Raw genomic sequence first — 17,590 nt, 5'->3', positions numbered from 1 at the left:
AAGGAGAACTCGGCATGGGATTTCTAAAAAGACGAACGCTTGAAATGACCTTTGCCAGAAGCTCTCCACCAATACGGTGACAGTTCCGAGGATTCAGCCTCGTAAACCGAAGAATCGTTGCGACGAGCAACTTTTCTCCTCGGCGAATACTTCCCTCACTAGTGGTCATTGGTCTCGTCACCTCACACTAACTACCTAAGCATCGCGCCTCTTCTGTTTATTTTGCCTTTGTTAATCTGAATAAAAGCAAAATAAAAGCCCGCAATAAATGCGGGCGATGTGAGAAAATTATCTTTTAGCCGTCTAGGTGTCAAGTTATTTATGAAAAACTTATCCCAAAGCGCTAAAAAATTAAATCCATTGGTCTTAAATAAGCTGACCCGCGAAATACGCGCCACTATATCCAATGGTATATGCGATAAGCAGGTAGATACTCATTTTAAGATAGCTTGAGAAGGTTAACGCTTTAACCTTACTCATTGCAATGATCCCCGCTGCAGAACCAATGATGAGCATAGAGCCACCAACGCCAGTCGCATAAGTAAAGGTTAGCCATTGCGCTGGAGTCATCGTAATATCTGCTTTTAATAGCGCAGCCGTCAAAGGCACGTTATCTACCGCCGCACTCATTAAACCGACCAAGTAGTTTGCGTATTCCGGTGCAAGATGCAGATATAAATCGGTAAACTTAGACAGTACACCGACCTCTTTCAACGCGCCAACTAATAACAGCACACCCACAAAGAACAACAAGGTGTCGTATTCAATTTCACGGATATAGTCGATGATTTTCTTATTAACGTCTTTCTTGCGCATCAAGAATTGCGCCATTAAGAACATCAAAGACAAGCCAAATAAGAAAGTTAGCATCGGCGGTACATGGTATTGCACGCTTAAGAATAAAGTAGCAAAAATGGTTGATAAGAAGATGAGCGCAATGGTGATATCGGTCTTTTCAATTCTGCGTAATTCAGCCTTTTCAAAAATGATCTTATCATTCATGCCGATTGATAGCATCGCAGCTAAGATAAATACGCTAAAAATAGAAGGGGCAATTAGTAAAAGCAGATCAGGGATGGTTACTTTATCGGCCAAAAATATCATCAAGGTGGTTACATCACCGGTGATCAATGATACCCCACCGGAGTTAACACTGAAGATGATTAATGTCGCATATCTAATTAGCTTTTTCGGGTCTAATTTCAAAGACATGACCACAGCTAATGAAATAAGCGTCGCAGTAATATTATCCGAGATGGATGAAAATATGAATGCAAAAGCACCGACCAAAAACATTAGCTTGCGTTCGCTAATATGGGTTGGCATGATCCGGTGAACAATATTTTGGATAAACCCTTTTGAGTTCAAGTAGGCGACAAACGTCATGGCAGCCATTAAAAACAGCCAAAGCGTCGCGATTTCCAAAATGTTATGGTCTAGTTCAATTTGTACAATTTCTGGGCTTTGACCATGAATTGGAGAGATAAAGGCGATAATCCAACATAAAGTACCAAAAAAAAGCGTTGTTTTGGCCTTGTTTACGTGAATAATATCTTCTATAACGATGAGTATAAAAGCGATGGCGATCAGGGTTAGAATAATGGGCGTGACCATAATGCGCAAACAACCTGTAATTAAATATAACAAGGGGTGGGTTCGATTTCGGGGCGGATTCTAGCACCATCGCAGGCCCCATGCCACGTACAATAAACATTTTGTGACAATTTGATGAAGTGGTGATGAAACTTCTCTACTACACACTGGAAAGTTATGATCCCAGCAAAAAAATTATTAAATACGATAAATGAACACTGGAGCGTACTCGAGCTACTTTTTAAACGATTTAAGCTCGCAGATTTCAGTCTAAAAGATGTACAAAACATCCTAAAGCAGAAAAATTCTAGCTGGTCGAGTGAACGGATATATAAAGAAACCAATCGATTACTCCAACAAGAAATTATTATTCCTTTAGCTAAATCTTCACAGTTAGAAATCAACCGTGCAATCGCTGACTTCGCCAGCTTTCTTTTACAAGAAGAAAGCCTCGGTTTAGCGGAAGAGATCACGGTGCTGGTAAAAGACTTAGAAAGATTAGGTAATCGCATCGCACAAGCCGGTGAAGAGGCTGACTACTCTGAGCTACGCCGCTTTAGCCGCATTATGGACGAACGCGTTCGTAAAATTGTTAAGCTGTTCGAGCATAACGAAAGCGCTATCATGAACTTGGTTGAACAAGCAAAGTCTGACACCTCAACGCTGTCTCTTGGCATGAGATATAAAGCCGTATTAGAAGCTTTTGACGAATATATCGAACCTATGTTGGAAATGGTTGATATTCATGGCCCTTTCCAACGCTGCTTCGATCAGATAGAGCTTCAGGTCAGTGAGCAAATTGACGAGATTGAACAATTAGGCCGTGGTGCTGCAGACAAACGCATGCTGGAGCAGCTCAGAACACGCATTTTAGATATGCACCTCATTGGTAGAGAAAGTTTAAGCCGCAGTGCCGATCTCCTCATGCCGTTACGTGAAGAGCTACGCCGCAATACACTCATTACGCGGCAAGCCTCTAAAGTCCTTGGACAAATTAGAAAGCGCGGTGTTGACCGTTTACTCTCACCAGTTCAACCAGAATTTGTGTCAGACATTCAACGTTTTAACCTTGGGCAAAAGCGTCACATGGTCGCATATATGGCAAGTCTCGTTGAATTTGAGCATGAAGAATATCAGCTGCCCGATCACGACGATGTGCCAGCTTATCAAAGCCCTAACATTCCAGATTACAACTCGGTAAAAACGAGATTTCAACAAACCGGTAAAAAGCGCCAGGCACTATTGGGCTTTTTAAGCGATAGCTACCCTGATCTTGAAGCAGACGAAATGCTGTTCCTTTATCAAAAACTGATCAACGAATCTGACTTGGCACTTAGCCAAGAGCAACAAAAGAGTAAGATCACTATCGCATCGCATACCTTCTCTTTATATCCATTTAGTGCCAAAGCAAAACAAGATTAGCATTATGACGACAATTAACTTAGACATGCTCAATGAACTCCAAGCCATTAATAAAAAACTGGTGAGCGGGTATCATATCAGTGAGCAAGACACTACCCTTTGGCAAGAGTTAGATCAGCAAATTGATAGCTATCAAGCGCTATTTTCAGCTTTAGGCCATGACTTACAGCACGATGCCCGTGGTTTTTATTATTTGGCAAGCGATGAAAGCACGCCAAATATGGGGAAAATTTCCCGTGCGATTGCCCTAACCATTTATATTTTAATTGAGCACTATGCCAACCAAGGTAAAGATCCGCTTCGCGTACTATTTGATGAAAGCTGCGATTTAGAGCTAATGCAAACCATAGTACAGCTCAATAAGCATCTTTTTGACCAGTTGGAGATTTTTTCGGGCTCAGATCTCAGAAAAGACGTGTTTTTACGTATGGTGAGACTGGGTCTAGCCCGTGAGGTTGAGCAAGGCTTTATGCTACTTGCACCGATTTATCGCTACATTGACGCGCTAATGGAAGTAAACGAAGAACAATATGATATTGAGGACGAGCTATGAGCGAGCAGTTGTACGGCCTAAGTAAACTCGCATTATTAAATACCGCCGGATACGCTAAGTGTGTCATTCCTCTGGATAAAAGTGCGTCTATCTGCGCCCCGAATAACACCGGTAAAAGCTCGGTGATCAACGCGCTACAGTTTCCACTTATCAACGATTTAAGACTGACTGAATGGGATGGCCACGATTTAGAAGAAACGCGTAAGTTCTACTTCTCTTCTGATCAATCCTATATTTTGCTTGAAGCCAACCTCCCCCACGGCGATGTGGTCATTGGCGTTGCGGGACTGGGTAAAATCGCCGGTTACGCGCATCAGTTTTTTTGCTATCAAGGCAAACTGAATCTTGATGATTACACCCAGGGTAAAAGTATCATCAAGTACACCAAGCTATTTAATCACTTACAGGAAAAACAACTTAAGCCTGTAGAGCTAAAAGCACAAGAACTTAATGCCCTGCTCACAGGTGGCGCCACACCATTTGATGGCGATATCAACCTGAAGATGATCCCACTGAATAATGTCCAAGATGCGCCTGTATATAAAGAAATATTCCGTCGTATTTTGAATCTGCACAAACTCGGTGCACAAGACGTAAAGCGCTTTATGCTCAAGGTGTTCGAACGCCATATGTCGAACTCGAAAGTCGATTTTTATGAAGTCTGGCGTCGCGCTTTTGATAAGGTTAACCGTGCGCGTCGTGAACTAAATGCGCTGGAGTCAATGCAAGAGCCAATTTCAGCCCTTGAGAAAATGCTTGAAAATGAGGCGGTATTAAAAGGTAAACTGGCGGCTTACGCACCGAAACTCGATTTAGCTTTGGTTGAATATGATAACTATCACAACGAGCAAATTGCAGAGCTGGCAACACAGCTAGAAGACATAGAAGCTGAAAAGCGCGAATTTGAGTCTAAGCAGCAGCTGTACGTCCAACAGTCTCGAGATATCGAGCGTAAACAAACCCAAATAGAACAATGGTTTACTGATTTCCACGCGTTAAAACGTGAATTTGAACTAACGAATCATGCAACGCTTAAAACCAATTTAACTCTGTTGAAAAAGGAATATGAGCAGCTTTCCTTCTCTATTAATAGTGCACAGGGGCAAAGTCTCCATACCCTTGATTTTCGCATCAACGAAACGCAAAAGCAGATTAAGAGTTTAAAACTGCAACTCAAGAACCTTGAGTTCAACCTGTTTACTCGTATGCGTGAAGATCTTTCTTTAAAAGAAGTGGAAGAGATCTCACGGATCTTGAATCCGGATTTGTTATCGTTTTCAACCACCTCTCAAGGTGAAATTGATATCACCGACGAAGATGCCTTTGGCGCATTTTTGGAGTCCCTATCTAAGTCAGTTCAAGGTGGTGAGCTTAAAGTACCTGGTGCTACCGTTAAGTTGAAAAAACTGAGTCCAGTACAAATGCAAAGCGGTGAGAACAAAGCCCAACTGCAAGCACAGCTGGAGTCACTACAACAGTCGCTTAACGACTTAAAGCAGCAGCGTGAAGTCGCCGCAAACGTCGCTGAAAAACAAAAAGAACGTGATGCTCTATATGATGAACTAATGGCTACCGAAGCGGCCATGAAACGCTTTGAGCAATATCAAACCATGTTGCAATCCGTCGATGCTCAGCAAGCACTAAAAGAGCAGCTTGAGATGGAACGTGAGCAAGTTGATGAATATTTACATGATATTCAGCGTAATGCCGGTTCGATTTCAGATCGCCGCTCTATCATTAAAAGCAAGCAAGACTTATTGGTACGCCAAGCCGACCGCTTAAAACAAGTAAAGTCAGAACGTATCGATCACACACTAGACCTATACTCGGGTAAACTGGCACCGTACGAAATCGAAATTAATCTTGATTTTGATAACCTGTCTGAAGTGACCCACCAGTTTAATAAAGACTGTAATGAGCTTAGAAACTTAGACGTTAATGTGCGTAATACCTACTTGCATATCTACAATGCTGGGATCACTAAGTTTGAAAACGAGTCAGACGTTACTATTAAGTATCAAAAGCTGATCAGCGCGTATCACAACCTAGATAACGAACGAGATGCCGTCGATAAACAAGCACGAGTGGCGCTCACTGAAGTGGCCGCAACCATTAAAGGACTGCGTCAAGACTTAGACCGCTTACGCCGAGAGATGAACAGCTTTAACAAAGGCATAAGCCAGCATCGTATCTCTAACTTGCAAGCGTTTAAGATTAATGTGATCCCTCGTAAAATGCTTATCGATAGCATAGACACCATTATCAGCACTTCAGATTTATACGAAAAAGGCGAAAGCTTAGACTTACTTAGCGAGCAGCCTAGCTCAGAAAAGTCCGTTAATGAGGCGAAAGATCACATCATCAAACTTGCAAGTGATAAAGCGGGATTGACGTTAACTGACCTCTTTGACATTCGCTTTGAAGTGGTCAACCGCGCGGGTGACATTGAACACTTCGATAAAATTGACTCGGCCGGCTCAAACGGTACACGGATCACCATCAAGCTTTTATGTGGCATGCTATTTATTCGCTATCTGTTATCTGATCAAGAGCAAGCAATGTATCGTATCCCGATTTACATCGATGAAGCCGCGGATATCGACCCACAAAACCAAAAGGCCATTATCGAAACCGCACTAAGCTTTGGGTTTGTGCCAATTTTTGCATCGGTGAAACCACAGATCAGCTGTGACTACCTAGTGCCGATCCGCAGTGTTGCACAAGGTAGCCAAAACTGGGTAGATGAAAAAGACTGGATAGAAGTGGAACATTAATCTCAAGTTAATGTCTTAGATACAATTATTAAAGGGTGCTTGTCTCTACCATTTAACGCCTTAACACGTTAAGGTAGAGCAAACATCCGACTAAGGAGTAAAGACACATGTTTAAGAATATTGTTATCGCCATTTTGGTGCTGATGTTAGCGGCCTGCGCCAAAACCCCTGATTGGGATTATGATAAGTCTGTACAATTCGCTAACTACAAAACCTATGCTTGGTCACCTGAAGCGGACCTAAAAAATAATGGTCGTGAATACCAAGTCAATGACTTAATGGAAAAGCGGATCCGCAGTGCAATTCAAAACGAAATGAGCAAACAAGGTTTCACTCTCACCGATCCGCAATCGGCTGACTTACTGGTTAACTATCACGCATCAGTTGATACAAAAATTGAATCTGACTCGCTTCACACCACGTATGGTGCGCGTTGGAATTACTGGGGTATTGGCTGGCAAACACAGACCACAACACGTGAATATGAAGTGGGCACGCTAGTACTCGATATGATAGACAAAGCGTCTAACCAGCTAGTTTGGCGTGGAGCAAAAGAAGGTCGCTTACGTAGCAATCAATCACCGGATCAAAGAACAGAGTCAATAAACAAAACCATCTCAGAACTATTGGCTAACTTCCCTCCCAAAGCACAGCATTAAGTTTTATAAGTGGAGTATGTATTACTCCACTTCTACATCTACATCTACATCTACATCTACATCTACATCTACATCTTCCAAAAATCTATCACCATAATGCAAACTCTAAAAATAGCCAAACAGCCCACCAACAAACCCATAAAATTAACATAAATTCAACACAACTTCATTCTCAGCGTAAGCTTCGCCATGCCCCAAGCTAGGCCCATCAAATAAAAAACCAATAAAAACTAACAATCCAATGACTTACAAAAAATTAAGTTAAAGAAAATAAGTGCAAACCAACGTCACACTCTAACAAGTTAAAATAAAAAATTTGACACCACATTATCATTTAATGTACAAATATTTCGAGGATGTATCCTCAAGGTATAATTTAACTTTTAAGAAGGAATTAAAAATGATCGTTGAAGCACCAAAAGAAAAAATTTCTGTTGCAGAAAAACTAGATGCGTTAAAAGCTAGCTTTTCAGATCAAACACTAAATATTGCAAACGTTGACCAATCTCGTGTTGATAGCATTGCGATTGCTCCACCAATTACCGCTTGGAACTGGTCTAAGTCGTTCGAGAAGTAACCACCTTTTGGTTGATTAGCTGTTAAAGATGTGCAGTGTTAACAGCTTTATTTAGGACGAATGTTATGAATATTTTAACGAGCGAATTACCCAGTTGTCTGAAGTTTGAGAACGACTCCTTTGTTGAGATATTTACGCGATGTAAATTAACATTAATGATAGATATCATTGAGAAAGAGGTATTATCAAACAAACCGCTCTCAGAATTGTTTGATAAGCTCTCTGAAAGACTGTCAACTAATGATCTGTACCAGCTTTTAAAATTACCAAGATTTTGGAATACATTGATCGCACGCCGTGGTGATGAAAAATATCAATCAACGATAGAGAGATTACTAATTACAGAACTTTCTTTCTTGGAATTTAACCCTGACTATATTATCCAAAGTGATTTCATTGATGAAACCTCAGTCACTTGGAACTTACGCGGTAACCTTGGTTATCAAGCATCCTCAGATAAACTGTTTAAAAATCAAAATGTTCATCCCGACTCAAACATTCTTCTAGACTACTTTAGTGACCTAGCAAGAGGTGTCCAAAAAGATATTCCTTGGGACGATACGGGCATTACTCCAGAGCTTATTCAATGCTCGACTCCAAAAATTTACAATGCGCTAGATTACATAAAAGCGGTTTCAGATCCGTGCTACACAATTTTAAAAGAGAGCATTTGCTCAATAGCAATCCGGTTTGATAAGACAAAAAATCGCTTTAACTGTGCTTCAACTAATATTAGCAATGGCTTAATTGTCTTGATTAATCCTAATCTTAGTGAGGTGAGTGTTGAAACAATTGCCGATGCTATCGTTCATGAGATGACACATAATCTATTTGACCTAGCTGAATTGTATGAGCCGTGTCTACCAACAAAATTTCACTCTCGTATCATCAAATCGCCTTGGACAGGTAGAATGTTAGATCCAAATACCTATATTCAAGCCTGTTACACTTGGTATGGTTTGAAGAATTTCTGGCGAAAGGCGTATGCTTATGAGCCTTCAGATAATGCATATTATTATCTACAACAAGCATCTAGAGGCTTTTCATCATCAAGCTTTTTAGATGCTATCACTGATTCAAAGTTTGAAATAGAACAAAGACTATTCGACACGCTCAAAAATTTGCAGAGTTTAGGTAATTAAGATGTCTAAACTATTGAGCGATGGAAAAGCACTTTCCGCTGTCACTGGGGTTTTATCTTTATCACTGGGCGCTGTCTTACTTGGATTGATGTTTATTTTTTTTCTAGCAGACAGCTCTATAAATTCTGGACTTTCCAGCGACATATATAAAATTGAAACCCAATTTAACCTACCATCCGGTGAAACCGTGGTAAGCTCTAAAGCGCCTGCTGCACTTATACCTGTATTAGAAAAAGATCAAGCTGTAAAAAGGGTAGGCAAAGTTTATCGTGAGAATATAACTATATTATATAATGATATAGAATTAAAAGGCACTGAAGTCTATGCATTAGATAAAACTGCACAACTCATGCTAAATCTAGGCTCTGAAGAGCTGGGTATAAGTGGAGCTTTCATCTCGTCCACGCTCGCTGAAAAGATAGCGGAAGATAAGAGTAAAATAATTGGAAAAACAATAAAAATAAACAATACTGGTTTATATAGAATAGAAAAAGTAATAAAAATAGATGACACCTTATCAATCCAACCAGATGTGATTGTTAACTTCGATCATTTATATAATGGAAAAATAAAAGAAAGTTATACTGATTGGTATGACACTCATCTTCATCTATTTGTCGAACTGGTAAACAAAAATGACCTAGATCTAGAAAAAATCGTTAGTAGTAACGCACCGCAGATCCCTGGGGCACCTTTCACCCCAAGTTCATTTATTAACCTTTCAAAAAGAGCAGTTTCAGATCTTCATTATGATAGGAATCACCCTGACGCGCTTGGAATTACATTTTCAAAATCAAGCTTATATCTAATCTTTGGAATCTGCATATTTTCTTTCATTCTTGGAACCGTTGGATTTTTAAGCTCGATAATCTCAATAAAAATCTCTCAATTAGATCGTATAAAAACATTAACAAGCATTGGCGGTAGCGAAATACAGATTATCTTTATTTCTCTACTAGAAAACAAAAATTCTCTTATCATAGCCAATATCACATCAGCTATATTACTTTACCTTATCCTTCCACCTCTTTCCGGTGAGTTTGATATTTTATCTACGGTCAACACAGAGGAAAAGTTATTTACATTATCTTTGATAATAATAACAATTACATCCCTATACACTCTATCTAATGTGTTTGTTATTAAGAGAGTTCTGTCGTATCAAAGCGATGAGTCCATCACCAAATCGACAGGACTAAAAACGATGTGGCTTACAAAAGTCACTGTGTTTCTTCAGATGTTAATCACTTCTATTGTAATTTTTATCGCAGTTAGCTTAACTTATGAACTGTTTACCGAAAAAAAGGCCGACTACGGCTACGATATCGCAAAAAGCCACTTTATAAAGCTAGATGGTGTTAATGATGTAAGTCCTATTACACTGAGAAATAAAATCAATGCCGAATATGGAGAAGTTTCTGCTGTAGCTAGCTGGCACCCATTTGATAAATCATCACACTTTGTCACGGTTTCCACAGCACAACAAAAAATAGATCAGAATATCACACCAATTAACTACTTTTATGCAGGTGAAGAATTTATAAAAGTATTTGGTCTAAATCCGCTAGACTTAGACAGTATCATTCACTCAAATTATGACAGCCATATAAATGGAAAGACAAGGGTTGTAGTAACTCAAGCATTCGCAAATTTATATGACAATATTCCTATCGAAAAGTTATCAATGCATAAATTTTATGCTGACTTAGGGAATGGCGTAGAAGAAATTGAAATAGTTAAAGTAGTTAGTGACTTTTTTTTAAGTAAGGTAAAACCATTTCATGATCCTATTATGATTGTCCTTAATGAAGAGAAAGCAACATCGGTATTACTTAACACTTCTAACCGAATTGTCGATCGTATAAGCATAAATAATAAATTAGATTTTAGCTCAAGCTATGCAGCACTTGAGTCAGAGTATTCAGATTTATCAAAAATCGCCAATTATTTACTTTGGGTTGTCGCTCTGAACATAGTTTTGATTTCCCTAAATACAATTGCCAACAGCTTAGTTGATGTAGAGCGTAATAGTTACACTCTAGATATAATGAAGCAACTAGGAGCTGGATTGAAAGATATTTTTTCTTACACCCTAAAAAACAATATTTATTTATATACTTTTTCTTCTTTATTTGGAACTTGCATTGGTTATTATATTCTTAAAGACAACCTTTTAATATCTGATAACTTCTCCTTTGGTTTTACGAGCTATATATTTTCTTCTATGGCCATCGCAGCCATCTTCATCAGCGTGATAATTCTTAGCTTTTTTGTTGTTAGCAAAAAGTATCTAGAGAGGCAGTAAAGATTTAAATGGACACTATAATAGAAAACCCTAAAGGTAAGCGTAAAAAGATAGTAGCGTTCTTCTTATTAATGACATTCATCTTTTTCTTTCTTTTATTCCACAGCAACAAGTCGATATCAAGTATACCATATGAAAAAGCAAAAATTATTGCCGTAACAAACTCTCATTCAGCAATTACATCTATAGGTACGATACGTCCGATGAAATCTATCAAGCTGTCCTCTGACATTGGCGGCAGAGTAAAAAGTTTTATCAATCGGCAACATACACTTGTAGAAAAGGGAGATGTTATTTTAGAGCTAGAAAACTATGACTACACATTAAAGTTGACAGAAAAAATGGCTCAAATATCAGAACAGATTAGTAATTTGGAAAATATGAGATTAAATTTGAGGCGTGAGCTTACCTCTTCAAAGTTGTCATTAGAAGATGCCCTTTATAACGTAGATGTACTTGAAAGAGAACTGGATCAAAAACTCAGGTTATTAGAAAAGAATCTTTCTCAAAAATCAGATGTAGAAGACATAAAAAGTAACCTGACTCGATGGAAAGAGAAACAAGGTGTTCTGACTAATTACTACCAATCACAACATAATCAAATTACACATCAGCTAAAGCAGATAGGTGAAACGGTGGAAATATTAAATAGTTTGCTACTCAAGCTTCAGGAGAGCGAGCAGCAGCTTCTTATTAGGGCCCCTATCACAGGCAACCTTGTTGGCTTTGATGTCGAGTCAGGACAACAGATATTGCCTAAAGAAGAATTTGCTTCCCTAGATATGGTGGGTGAATACTTAATTGAAGTAGAGTTAAATGAATTTTATCTAGAGCGAATCAATAAAGAAACAAGAGCTACAGCCAAGATAGACAATAAAAATATTAACTTAAAGATATTAAAAATATTCCCATTAATTAAGCAGGGAAAGTTCAAAATGCACCTTGAGATGCCAAATACCGATGAATGGCAAGGTAACATTAAAGTCGGCCAATCTGTCGAAATAGAACTTGCCAATAGCGATAAGAATATCCTACCTACACTTCCAGCCGAAGCAACGTTTCAAAAAGGTGATACCACATTCGTATATCTTCACTCGGATAAACAGAGTAAGGCTATTAGGACTCCTATCCTTATTAAGGAAAGGATTGGGGATCGAGTAGTGATTGATGCTCCTATGGTGTTAGGTAAAAGCGTCGTAATTTTAGATTGGAACAAAAAATATAAGGAGGAATTATACATTGAATAGCGTCATTCAACTTGAGTGCGTGTGTAAGCACTTCTATACAAATAAAATTAAAACTACTGCCTTAAATAAAGTATCTCTACAAGTTGATAAAGGTGAATTTATTGCCATTACAGGAAAGTCAGGTTCAGGAAAATCAACATTACTCAACGCAATTGGATTATTCTCGAATATTGACTCCGGTAGTTTACATTTAAATGGTTTTGATGTTTCAGCGATATCTCAAAAAAAGAAATTAAAGTACAGAAGAGAACATTTAGGGTATGTGTTCCAGTCTTTCAATTTAATCCCTGATCTATCAGTGTTGGATAATATTATGTTGCCACTCAAATTTAGGGGTGTGCCACACAAAGATAGACTAGGACTGGCAGAGCAAGAATTAGAGCGTATGGAATTAATTGCGAGGAAAGATCATTACCCTAGTCAATTATCTGGCGGTCAACAACAGCGGGTTGCGATTGCCCGAACAATGGCGTGCAAACCAAGTATTATTCTTGCGGATGAACCGACGGGAAATCTGGATGAAAAAACTGGCCAGCGGGTCTTAGATATACTGCTGGAAGTAAATGACACAAGCGCTTCTACAATCATAATGGTAACGCACAGCGCTGCTGCAGCAAGTGTTGCAGGTAGGCGAGTAAGTATGGTTGATGGTGAATTAGTTAATTAAGGAAAATAAATTATGCTCGGTGATATTTCTATTAAAGTTATTGATGCTGCAGAAAACAGTAAAGAAACCGTAGACATAGAAGTGAGTGATTATCAGTACTCTCGCTTAGCATCTCAACTTATTGGTGAGATCAAAGACTATGATATTTTAGACGATGAAGAATTAGCTCTTTTCAGAGAAGAAAAAGCAAGCGATTTCAAAGCAAAGCCACTAAAAGCAAGTAAAGTTGTAGTTGTACTCAAGGCTACACGTCTATGCAACTTACGCTGTACATATTGCCATTCGTGGGCAGAAGGACCAAATCAATCTATAAAATTCGAAAACCTCGTTTCAATTGTTAAACGAATATTAGCAATCCCAAATGTATCTCGAGTGGAGTTTGTTTGGCACGGTGGAGAAGTAACACTTCTTAGACCATTGTTCTTCAAAAAGTTGATTTGGTTACAAGAACAATTTAGACGCCCAGATCACTTCATCACCAATACTATGCAATCAAACGCAGTTAATATATCGGATGAGTGGCTCACTTTCTTAAAAGGCATTGGCATGTCCGTGGGAATTAGCTTTGATGGTGTACCTGAAATCAATGATACTCGGAGACTTGACGTCCGAGGAAGACCAACCAGCATTAAGGTTGCTGAAGGAATTCGACGGCTTAAGCATCATGGTATAGCCTACGGTGCTTTAATAGTCGTCGACAAAGATGTATACAACTTAGATCCTGAACGACTTTTAAGCTATTTACACTCAATTGAATTAAATGACATAGAATTTCTGAACATCGTCCCAGATAACCGAGCAAAGCCTGGTGATGATATCGGTAATGCCTACATTAGCTACAAAGAATACATTGAATTTTTAAGCTGCGTTTATCGTGTTTGGTACGGGCACTACAAAGACAAAGTTAGAATCAGAATGTTTGAAAATTTTATCGATGTTTTATCGGATAAAACTAAGCAACTTTCCGCTTGTTATTGGGCAGGAAATTGCTCTCAAGAAATAATCACTGTCGAACCAAACGGTGATGTTTCACCTTGTGATAAGTATGTTGGAGATATTGGCAGTATTTACGGCTCACTTCTAAATTCAGATCTAGCCACCCTGCTCGAAAAGTCAAATCATAATCAAGCATCTGTAAAAGAAGAAATTGACGCGACGGATCGTATGCGAGAGTGTGAATGGTTCTCAATTTGTAATGGTGGTTGTCCGCATGACAGAGTGATAAATGCTCGCCATGTCGAAGACTATAATGATAAATGTTGTGGAACTGGTAAATTACTTAGAGTTATCGAAGAGTCAATATAAAGAATGATATTTATCCCAGAAGGTATTGTTTTTCAAAAACTTAAAACTCTATGTGCGAAACAGCACTTTACGCTATTCATTGTGGCTGTACTTAATGTTTTAGTCGTCATCAGTTCATTTGGCATTGCCTATACTGTTGAGCTACTGTTTCAAGAGTCAGTCACGAGAGAACGTTTAAACTATTTTGTCTCATTTATCTTGCTTTTATTAATTACATTCGTGCTTTCGAATGGCTTGAGGCAAAAACTCGTATTTGATATAAAGGAGATGCTAAGCAATAAACTACTTAGCTTTGCGATGGGGAGAATGCTATATAAGCAACAAGAGTTATTTGATGTTACTTCCCCTTCCAAGCTTTATTCTAATATCGACTATGATGTTAAAGCTATAAACACCTACGTCCACTTTATTTTAAGCATTTTCTTTCAAGCTTCCGGCACTTTATTGTGTGGCCTAATTTATTTATTAGCCACCAGTTTGTATATGACTTTGCTTTCAATAGTCACCGTTCCGCTGGTTATTCTTATCATTTTTAAAGTAAGCCAGCGAGTTTCCGAGGCCAACGCCCATAAACGGGAAACCGTTGCTAATCTAAACTCGACAATCATTGAATCATTATCAGGTATACAATCAATAAAAATCCATAGAATGGAAGCCTTACTTGGAGAACAAATAGAATCGGGAGCGAGTCAAGTCTACAATGCAACTAAAAGACTTCATTCTTTAGAATCTATTGTATCTGGATTAATCATTTTGGGCAGTTTCTCTAGCGTGATCTTTGTTTTGTGGGTAGGCGGGTTGAATGTCATAGAAGGTTCAATGGCGTCGGGAGAATTAGTCGCGTTCATTATGGTATTATTACTGATGTCGTACTCCTTCGCCTCAATAAGTGACATAAACTCCGTTACAACGAAGGCTCGAAACGCAGTTAGCAGCTTAGATAGTTTACTAAATCAAGAGCCCGCTGAACGGTTAGCTTCCGCCACCAAAGATACGTCAACACACAATAAAATTGAATTAACCAACCTGTCGTTTAAATATCAAAAGGCAGATTCTGAATCATTATGTGCTATAACGCATAAATTTAAAGAGCATAAAGTTTACTCTATTATCGGCCGCTCAGGCTCCGGGAAAAGCACTTTAATAAAGCTAATTGCGGGTTTATATCAAAGCTATCTAGGTGAAATTTTCATTCATCAGAATCAGAAAAACTCACAATCGACTCACCAAAAGGTCACGATGGTCGAACAAGATCCTTTCTTTTTCAGTGGACCACTTTGGCAAAATATCACTCTACAACTCAGTTTTGATAATGTCGACGAGTTAAAGCTCAAGCGAGTGTCTCAGCTCTCAAACTTTGATGTCGTCATGCAAAGCAATGGCTTTACCTTTAATAGCGAAGTCACCTTGAATGCCGCAAATTTATCTGGTGGAGAAAAACAGAGACTTGCGATAGCAAGAGCGCTATATTCAGACAGTGATATACTCATTTTAGATGAAGCTACAAACTCTCTCGATCTCGCCACTGAATCCGGTCTTCATAGTCACTTAAAAGAAATAGCAAAAAATAAAACTGTACTAATAATCACACATAACCTAAATAGCATCTACCTTTCAGATCAGGTTATCGTAGTTGATAGCGGGCAGATCGTGGCTACTGATACGCCACAAAATATAATAAAGAATGAACACTTTAGAAAAATAAGCAAAAACCCCGAAACCTTACAAAAGGAGTGTTGAGAATGGAGTTAAATTATAAAGTCATCATCATTGGTGCTGGACCTGCGGGCTTACAATTAAGCTATTATCTTAACAAAGTAAATGTGTCCCATATTGTTTTGGAACGTGCAAAAGTTGCAGGAAGCTTCTTTGAAACTTATCCAGTCCATCGTAAATTGATATCGATAAATAAGGTAAACACGGGCTTTGATAATAAAGAGAAGAACCTTAGATGGGACTGGAATTCACTACTAAATGGCGACGATAAGTTTTCTTTTAAAGACTTTGATAAATCTTACTATCCGAGTGCGGACAACCTTGTCAAATACCTTGGTGAATTCGCGACAAAGTACGAGTTACCTATTCATTACGAAACCCACGTTGCAAAGGTTACAAAAGACGACCACCAATTTACAGTCGTCGATGGTAACGGTAAAGAATATGTAAGTGAGATCTTAGTTGATGCCACAGGGATCGGCGAACTCAACATTCCTAATATAAAAGGCATTGAGCACTCTATAGCCTATACAGAAATGAATAACGACGTAGCTCAATTCACAAATAAGAAAGTACTCATATTAGGGAAAGGTAACTCGGCATTTGAAACAGCTGATAGCTTATTAGAAGTCTCATCAAACACCCATTTAATAAGCCCAGATGATTTCAATTTTGCTTGGGTCAGCCACTACCCCGGGCATTTACGCTCAGTGAATCAGGCGTTTCTAGATACTTTTTTCTTGAAACAGCAAAACGCGATCTTAAACGGAAAAATTGCATCAATTGAACAGTTAGATTCTGGGCAGTATTTGGTAGATATGATTTTTTCAGAAGATGGAGAATCAGAAAAAAACACTTATGATTACGTCATAAACTGTACAGGGTTTAAGTGTAACTTCGATCACTACGCACCAAGTACTTTTCCTGAGTTGTGCTTGAAAAACATGTTTCCTAAGCTTAATCATAAATGGGAAAGTAGTAATATTCCGAATCTGTTTTTTTGCGGAGCGAATATGCAATGCAATGACTACAAAGATTCCTCAACTCCTTTTATACACGGAATTAGGCATAACGCGGAGTCATTATCTGAAATAATTATCAAGAAATTGAATCTTGTAGCCCAGCAAAGTAGAAAGCAACTTGATTCTTCTTCAGAATTATACAATGAGATCAGCGAGCGTATAAAATCAGCAACCACAATTTGGTTTTTGTTTGGGAACGCTTATGATTTGTATTCAAAGAAACCAAATGGTGGCTTTGAATTTTTTGAAAGCGTCCCAAAACTCGTTTACGAAAATGAGGAACAGTTTAAGCAATTTTCAGGTTTTAGATTGGAATTTAGCTACCGCATACCAAGTGATAAAGATGAGCAACTCAAGTTTTCTCAACATGGTTTTTTACATCCTGTAGTCAGCAAGTATAAAAATGGAGAGCTAGTCGATGAGGTTCATATGTTAGAAGATATCTATGGTGAATGGGAAGATTTAAGCAAGTTGGACAATGGTATAAAGGAACTAATTGTATCTAATTTCGCGTAAGTATTAACAACGCAAGTAAGCTAGGAGTTCCCGTTAGTTTACTTGCGTTGATAGGATTGCCTAACTAGCTACTTGTTGCAACTGCTTTAGTA

At 38.6% G+C, this 17,590-nt stretch carries 13 protein-coding genes and 1 riboswitch; of the genes, 12 read left to right on the top strand and 1 reads right to left on the bottom strand.

The features are described 5' to 3' along the window. Positions 1 to 50: 50 nt before the first annotated feature. A riboswitch (Lysine riboswitch) is annotated at positions 51 to 221 on the bottom strand. Between the two features lie 145 nt (positions 222 to 366). Further along, entirely contained in the window at positions 367 to 1,614 is a 1,248-nt protein-coding gene (nhaD, locus tag GSF13_RS13315) for a sodium:proton antiporter NhaD (RefSeq protein WP_211868670.1), read from the bottom strand. Positions 1,615 to 1,770: 156 nt separating this feature from the next. Between nhaD and GSF13_RS13310 the strand changes: the two genes are divergently transcribed. The 12 genes from GSF13_RS13310 (at position 1,771) to GSF13_RS13255 (ending at position 17,498) form a co-directional block, all read left to right on the top strand. Continuing rightward, the gene (locus GSF13_RS13310; protein ID WP_206472742.1) at positions 1,771 to 3,015 is read left to right on the top strand and encodes a hypothetical protein; all 1,245 of its coding nucleotides are present in this window, start codon (positions 1,771 to 1,773) and stop codon (positions 3,013 to 3,015) included. 4 nt (positions 3,016 to 3,019) lie between these two features. Then, positions 3,020 to 3,568 carry a hypothetical protein gene (locus tag GSF13_RS13305; protein ID WP_010371906.1) on the top strand — a complete coding sequence of 183 codons (549 nt, stop codon included), beginning with the start codon at positions 3,020 to 3,022 and terminating at the stop codon, positions 3,566 to 3,568. Next, positions 3,565 to 6,342 (top strand): ATPase, encoded by a 2,778-nt coding sequence (locus GSF13_RS13300; protein ID WP_174169034.1) that lies wholly within the window; start codon positions 3,565 to 3,567, stop codon positions 6,340 to 6,342. Before GSF13_RS13305 ends, GSF13_RS13300 begins: the two co-directional genes overlap by 4 nt. A gap of 107 nt (positions 6,343 to 6,449) precedes the next feature. Next, positions 6,450 to 7,001 carry a DUF4136 domain-containing protein gene (locus GSF13_RS13295; RefSeq protein ID WP_010604509.1) on the top strand — a complete coding sequence of 184 codons (552 nt, stop codon included), beginning with the start codon at positions 6,450 to 6,452 and terminating at the stop codon, positions 6,999 to 7,001. A 400-nt stretch (positions 7,002 to 7,401) separates the two neighbouring features. Next, entirely contained in the window at positions 7,402 to 7,578 is a 177-nt protein-coding gene (darA, locus tag GSF13_RS13290; RefSeq protein WP_157782782.1) for a darobactin family peptide antibiotic, read from the top strand. Between the two features lie 65 nt (positions 7,579 to 7,643). After that, positions 7,644 to 8,720, top strand: a complete 1,077-nt coding sequence (locus GSF13_RS13285; protein ID WP_211868668.1) for a hypothetical protein — start codon at positions 7,644 to 7,646, stop codon at positions 8,718 to 8,720. A gap of 1 nt (position 8,721) precedes the next feature. Next, positions 8,722 to 11,025, top strand: a complete 2,304-nt coding sequence (darB, locus tag GSF13_RS13280) for a darobactin export ABC transporter permease subunit (RefSeq protein ID WP_211868666.1) — start codon at positions 8,722 to 8,724, stop codon at positions 11,023 to 11,025. Between the two features lie 8 nt (positions 11,026 to 11,033). Further along, positions 11,034 to 12,272 carry an HlyD family efflux transporter periplasmic adaptor subunit gene (locus GSF13_RS13275; protein ID WP_211868664.1) on the top strand — a complete coding sequence of 413 codons (1,239 nt, stop codon included), beginning with the start codon at positions 11,034 to 11,036 and terminating at the stop codon, positions 12,270 to 12,272. Continuing rightward, positions 12,265 to 12,939, top strand: a complete 675-nt coding sequence (locus GSF13_RS13270) for an ABC transporter ATP-binding protein (RefSeq protein WP_102056618.1) — start codon at positions 12,265 to 12,267, stop codon at positions 12,937 to 12,939. Before GSF13_RS13275 ends, GSF13_RS13270 begins: the two co-directional genes overlap by 8 nt. 12 nt (positions 12,940 to 12,951) lie before the next feature. After that, on the top strand, positions 12,952 to 14,244 hold the full coding sequence (gene darE, locus GSF13_RS13265) for a darobactin maturation radical SAM/SPASM protein DarE (protein ID WP_010604503.1): 1,293 nt from the start codon (positions 12,952 to 12,954) through the stop codon (positions 14,242 to 14,244). Positions 14,245 to 14,247: 3 nt separating this feature from the next. Beyond that, positions 14,248 to 15,984, top strand: a complete 1,737-nt coding sequence (locus GSF13_RS13260; protein WP_211868662.1) for an ABC transporter ATP-binding protein — start codon at positions 14,248 to 14,250, stop codon at positions 15,982 to 15,984. Positions 15,985 to 15,986: 2 nt separating this feature from the next. Beyond that, a complete protein-coding gene (locus tag GSF13_RS13255; RefSeq protein ID WP_102056616.1) occupies positions 15,987 to 17,498 on the top strand; it encodes an NAD(P)-binding domain-containing protein in 1,512 nt (503 codons plus the stop codon). Positions 17,499 to 17,590 lie beyond the last annotated feature (92 nt).

Origin of the sequence: Pseudoalteromonas sp. M8, from assembly GCF_018141365.1 — a bacterium.
Classification (GTDB): Bacteria; Pseudomonadota; Gammaproteobacteria; order Enterobacterales; family Alteromonadaceae; genus Pseudoalteromonas.
The sequence above is the reverse complement of the archived record's forward strand: the minus strand, read 5'-3'. Positions and strand labels throughout refer to the sequence as shown.

Coding starts and splice junctions, on each gene's coding strand:
- nhaD (WP_211868670.1), bottom strand. CDS start 1,614: ATGGTCACGCCCATTATTCTAACCCTGATCGCCATCGCTTTTATACTC.
- GSF13_RS13310 (WP_206472742.1), top strand. CDS start 1,771: ATGATCCCAGCAAAAAAATTATTAAATACGATAAATGAACACTGGAGC.
- GSF13_RS13305 (WP_010371906.1), top strand. CDS start 3,020: ATGACGACAATTAACTTAGACATGCTCAATGAACTCCAAGCCATTAAT.
- GSF13_RS13300 (WP_174169034.1), top strand. CDS start 3,565: ATGAGCGAGCAGTTGTACGGCCTAAGTAAACTCGCATTATTAAATACC.
- GSF13_RS13295 (WP_010604509.1), top strand. CDS start 6,450: ATGTTTAAGAATATTGTTATCGCCATTTTGGTGCTGATGTTAGCGGCC.
- darA (WP_157782782.1), top strand. CDS start 7,402: ATGATCGTTGAAGCACCAAAAGAAAAAATTTCTGTTGCAGAAAAACTA.
- GSF13_RS13285 (WP_211868668.1), top strand. CDS start 7,644: ATGAATATTTTAACGAGCGAATTACCCAGTTGTCTGAAGTTTGAGAAC.
- darB (WP_211868666.1), top strand. CDS start 8,722: ATGTCTAAACTATTGAGCGATGGAAAAGCACTTTCCGCTGTCACTGGG.
- GSF13_RS13275 (WP_211868664.1), top strand. CDS start 11,034: ATGGACACTATAATAGAAAACCCTAAAGGTAAGCGTAAAAAGATAGTA.
- darE (WP_010604503.1), top strand. CDS start 12,952: ATGCTCGGTGATATTTCTATTAAAGTTATTGATGCTGCAGAAAACAGT.
- GSF13_RS13260 (WP_211868662.1), top strand. CDS start 14,248: ATGATATTTATCCCAGAAGGTATTGTTTTTCAAAAACTTAAAACTCTA.
- GSF13_RS13255 (WP_102056616.1), top strand. CDS start 15,987: ATGGAGTTAAATTATAAAGTCATCATCATTGGTGCTGGACCTGCGGGC.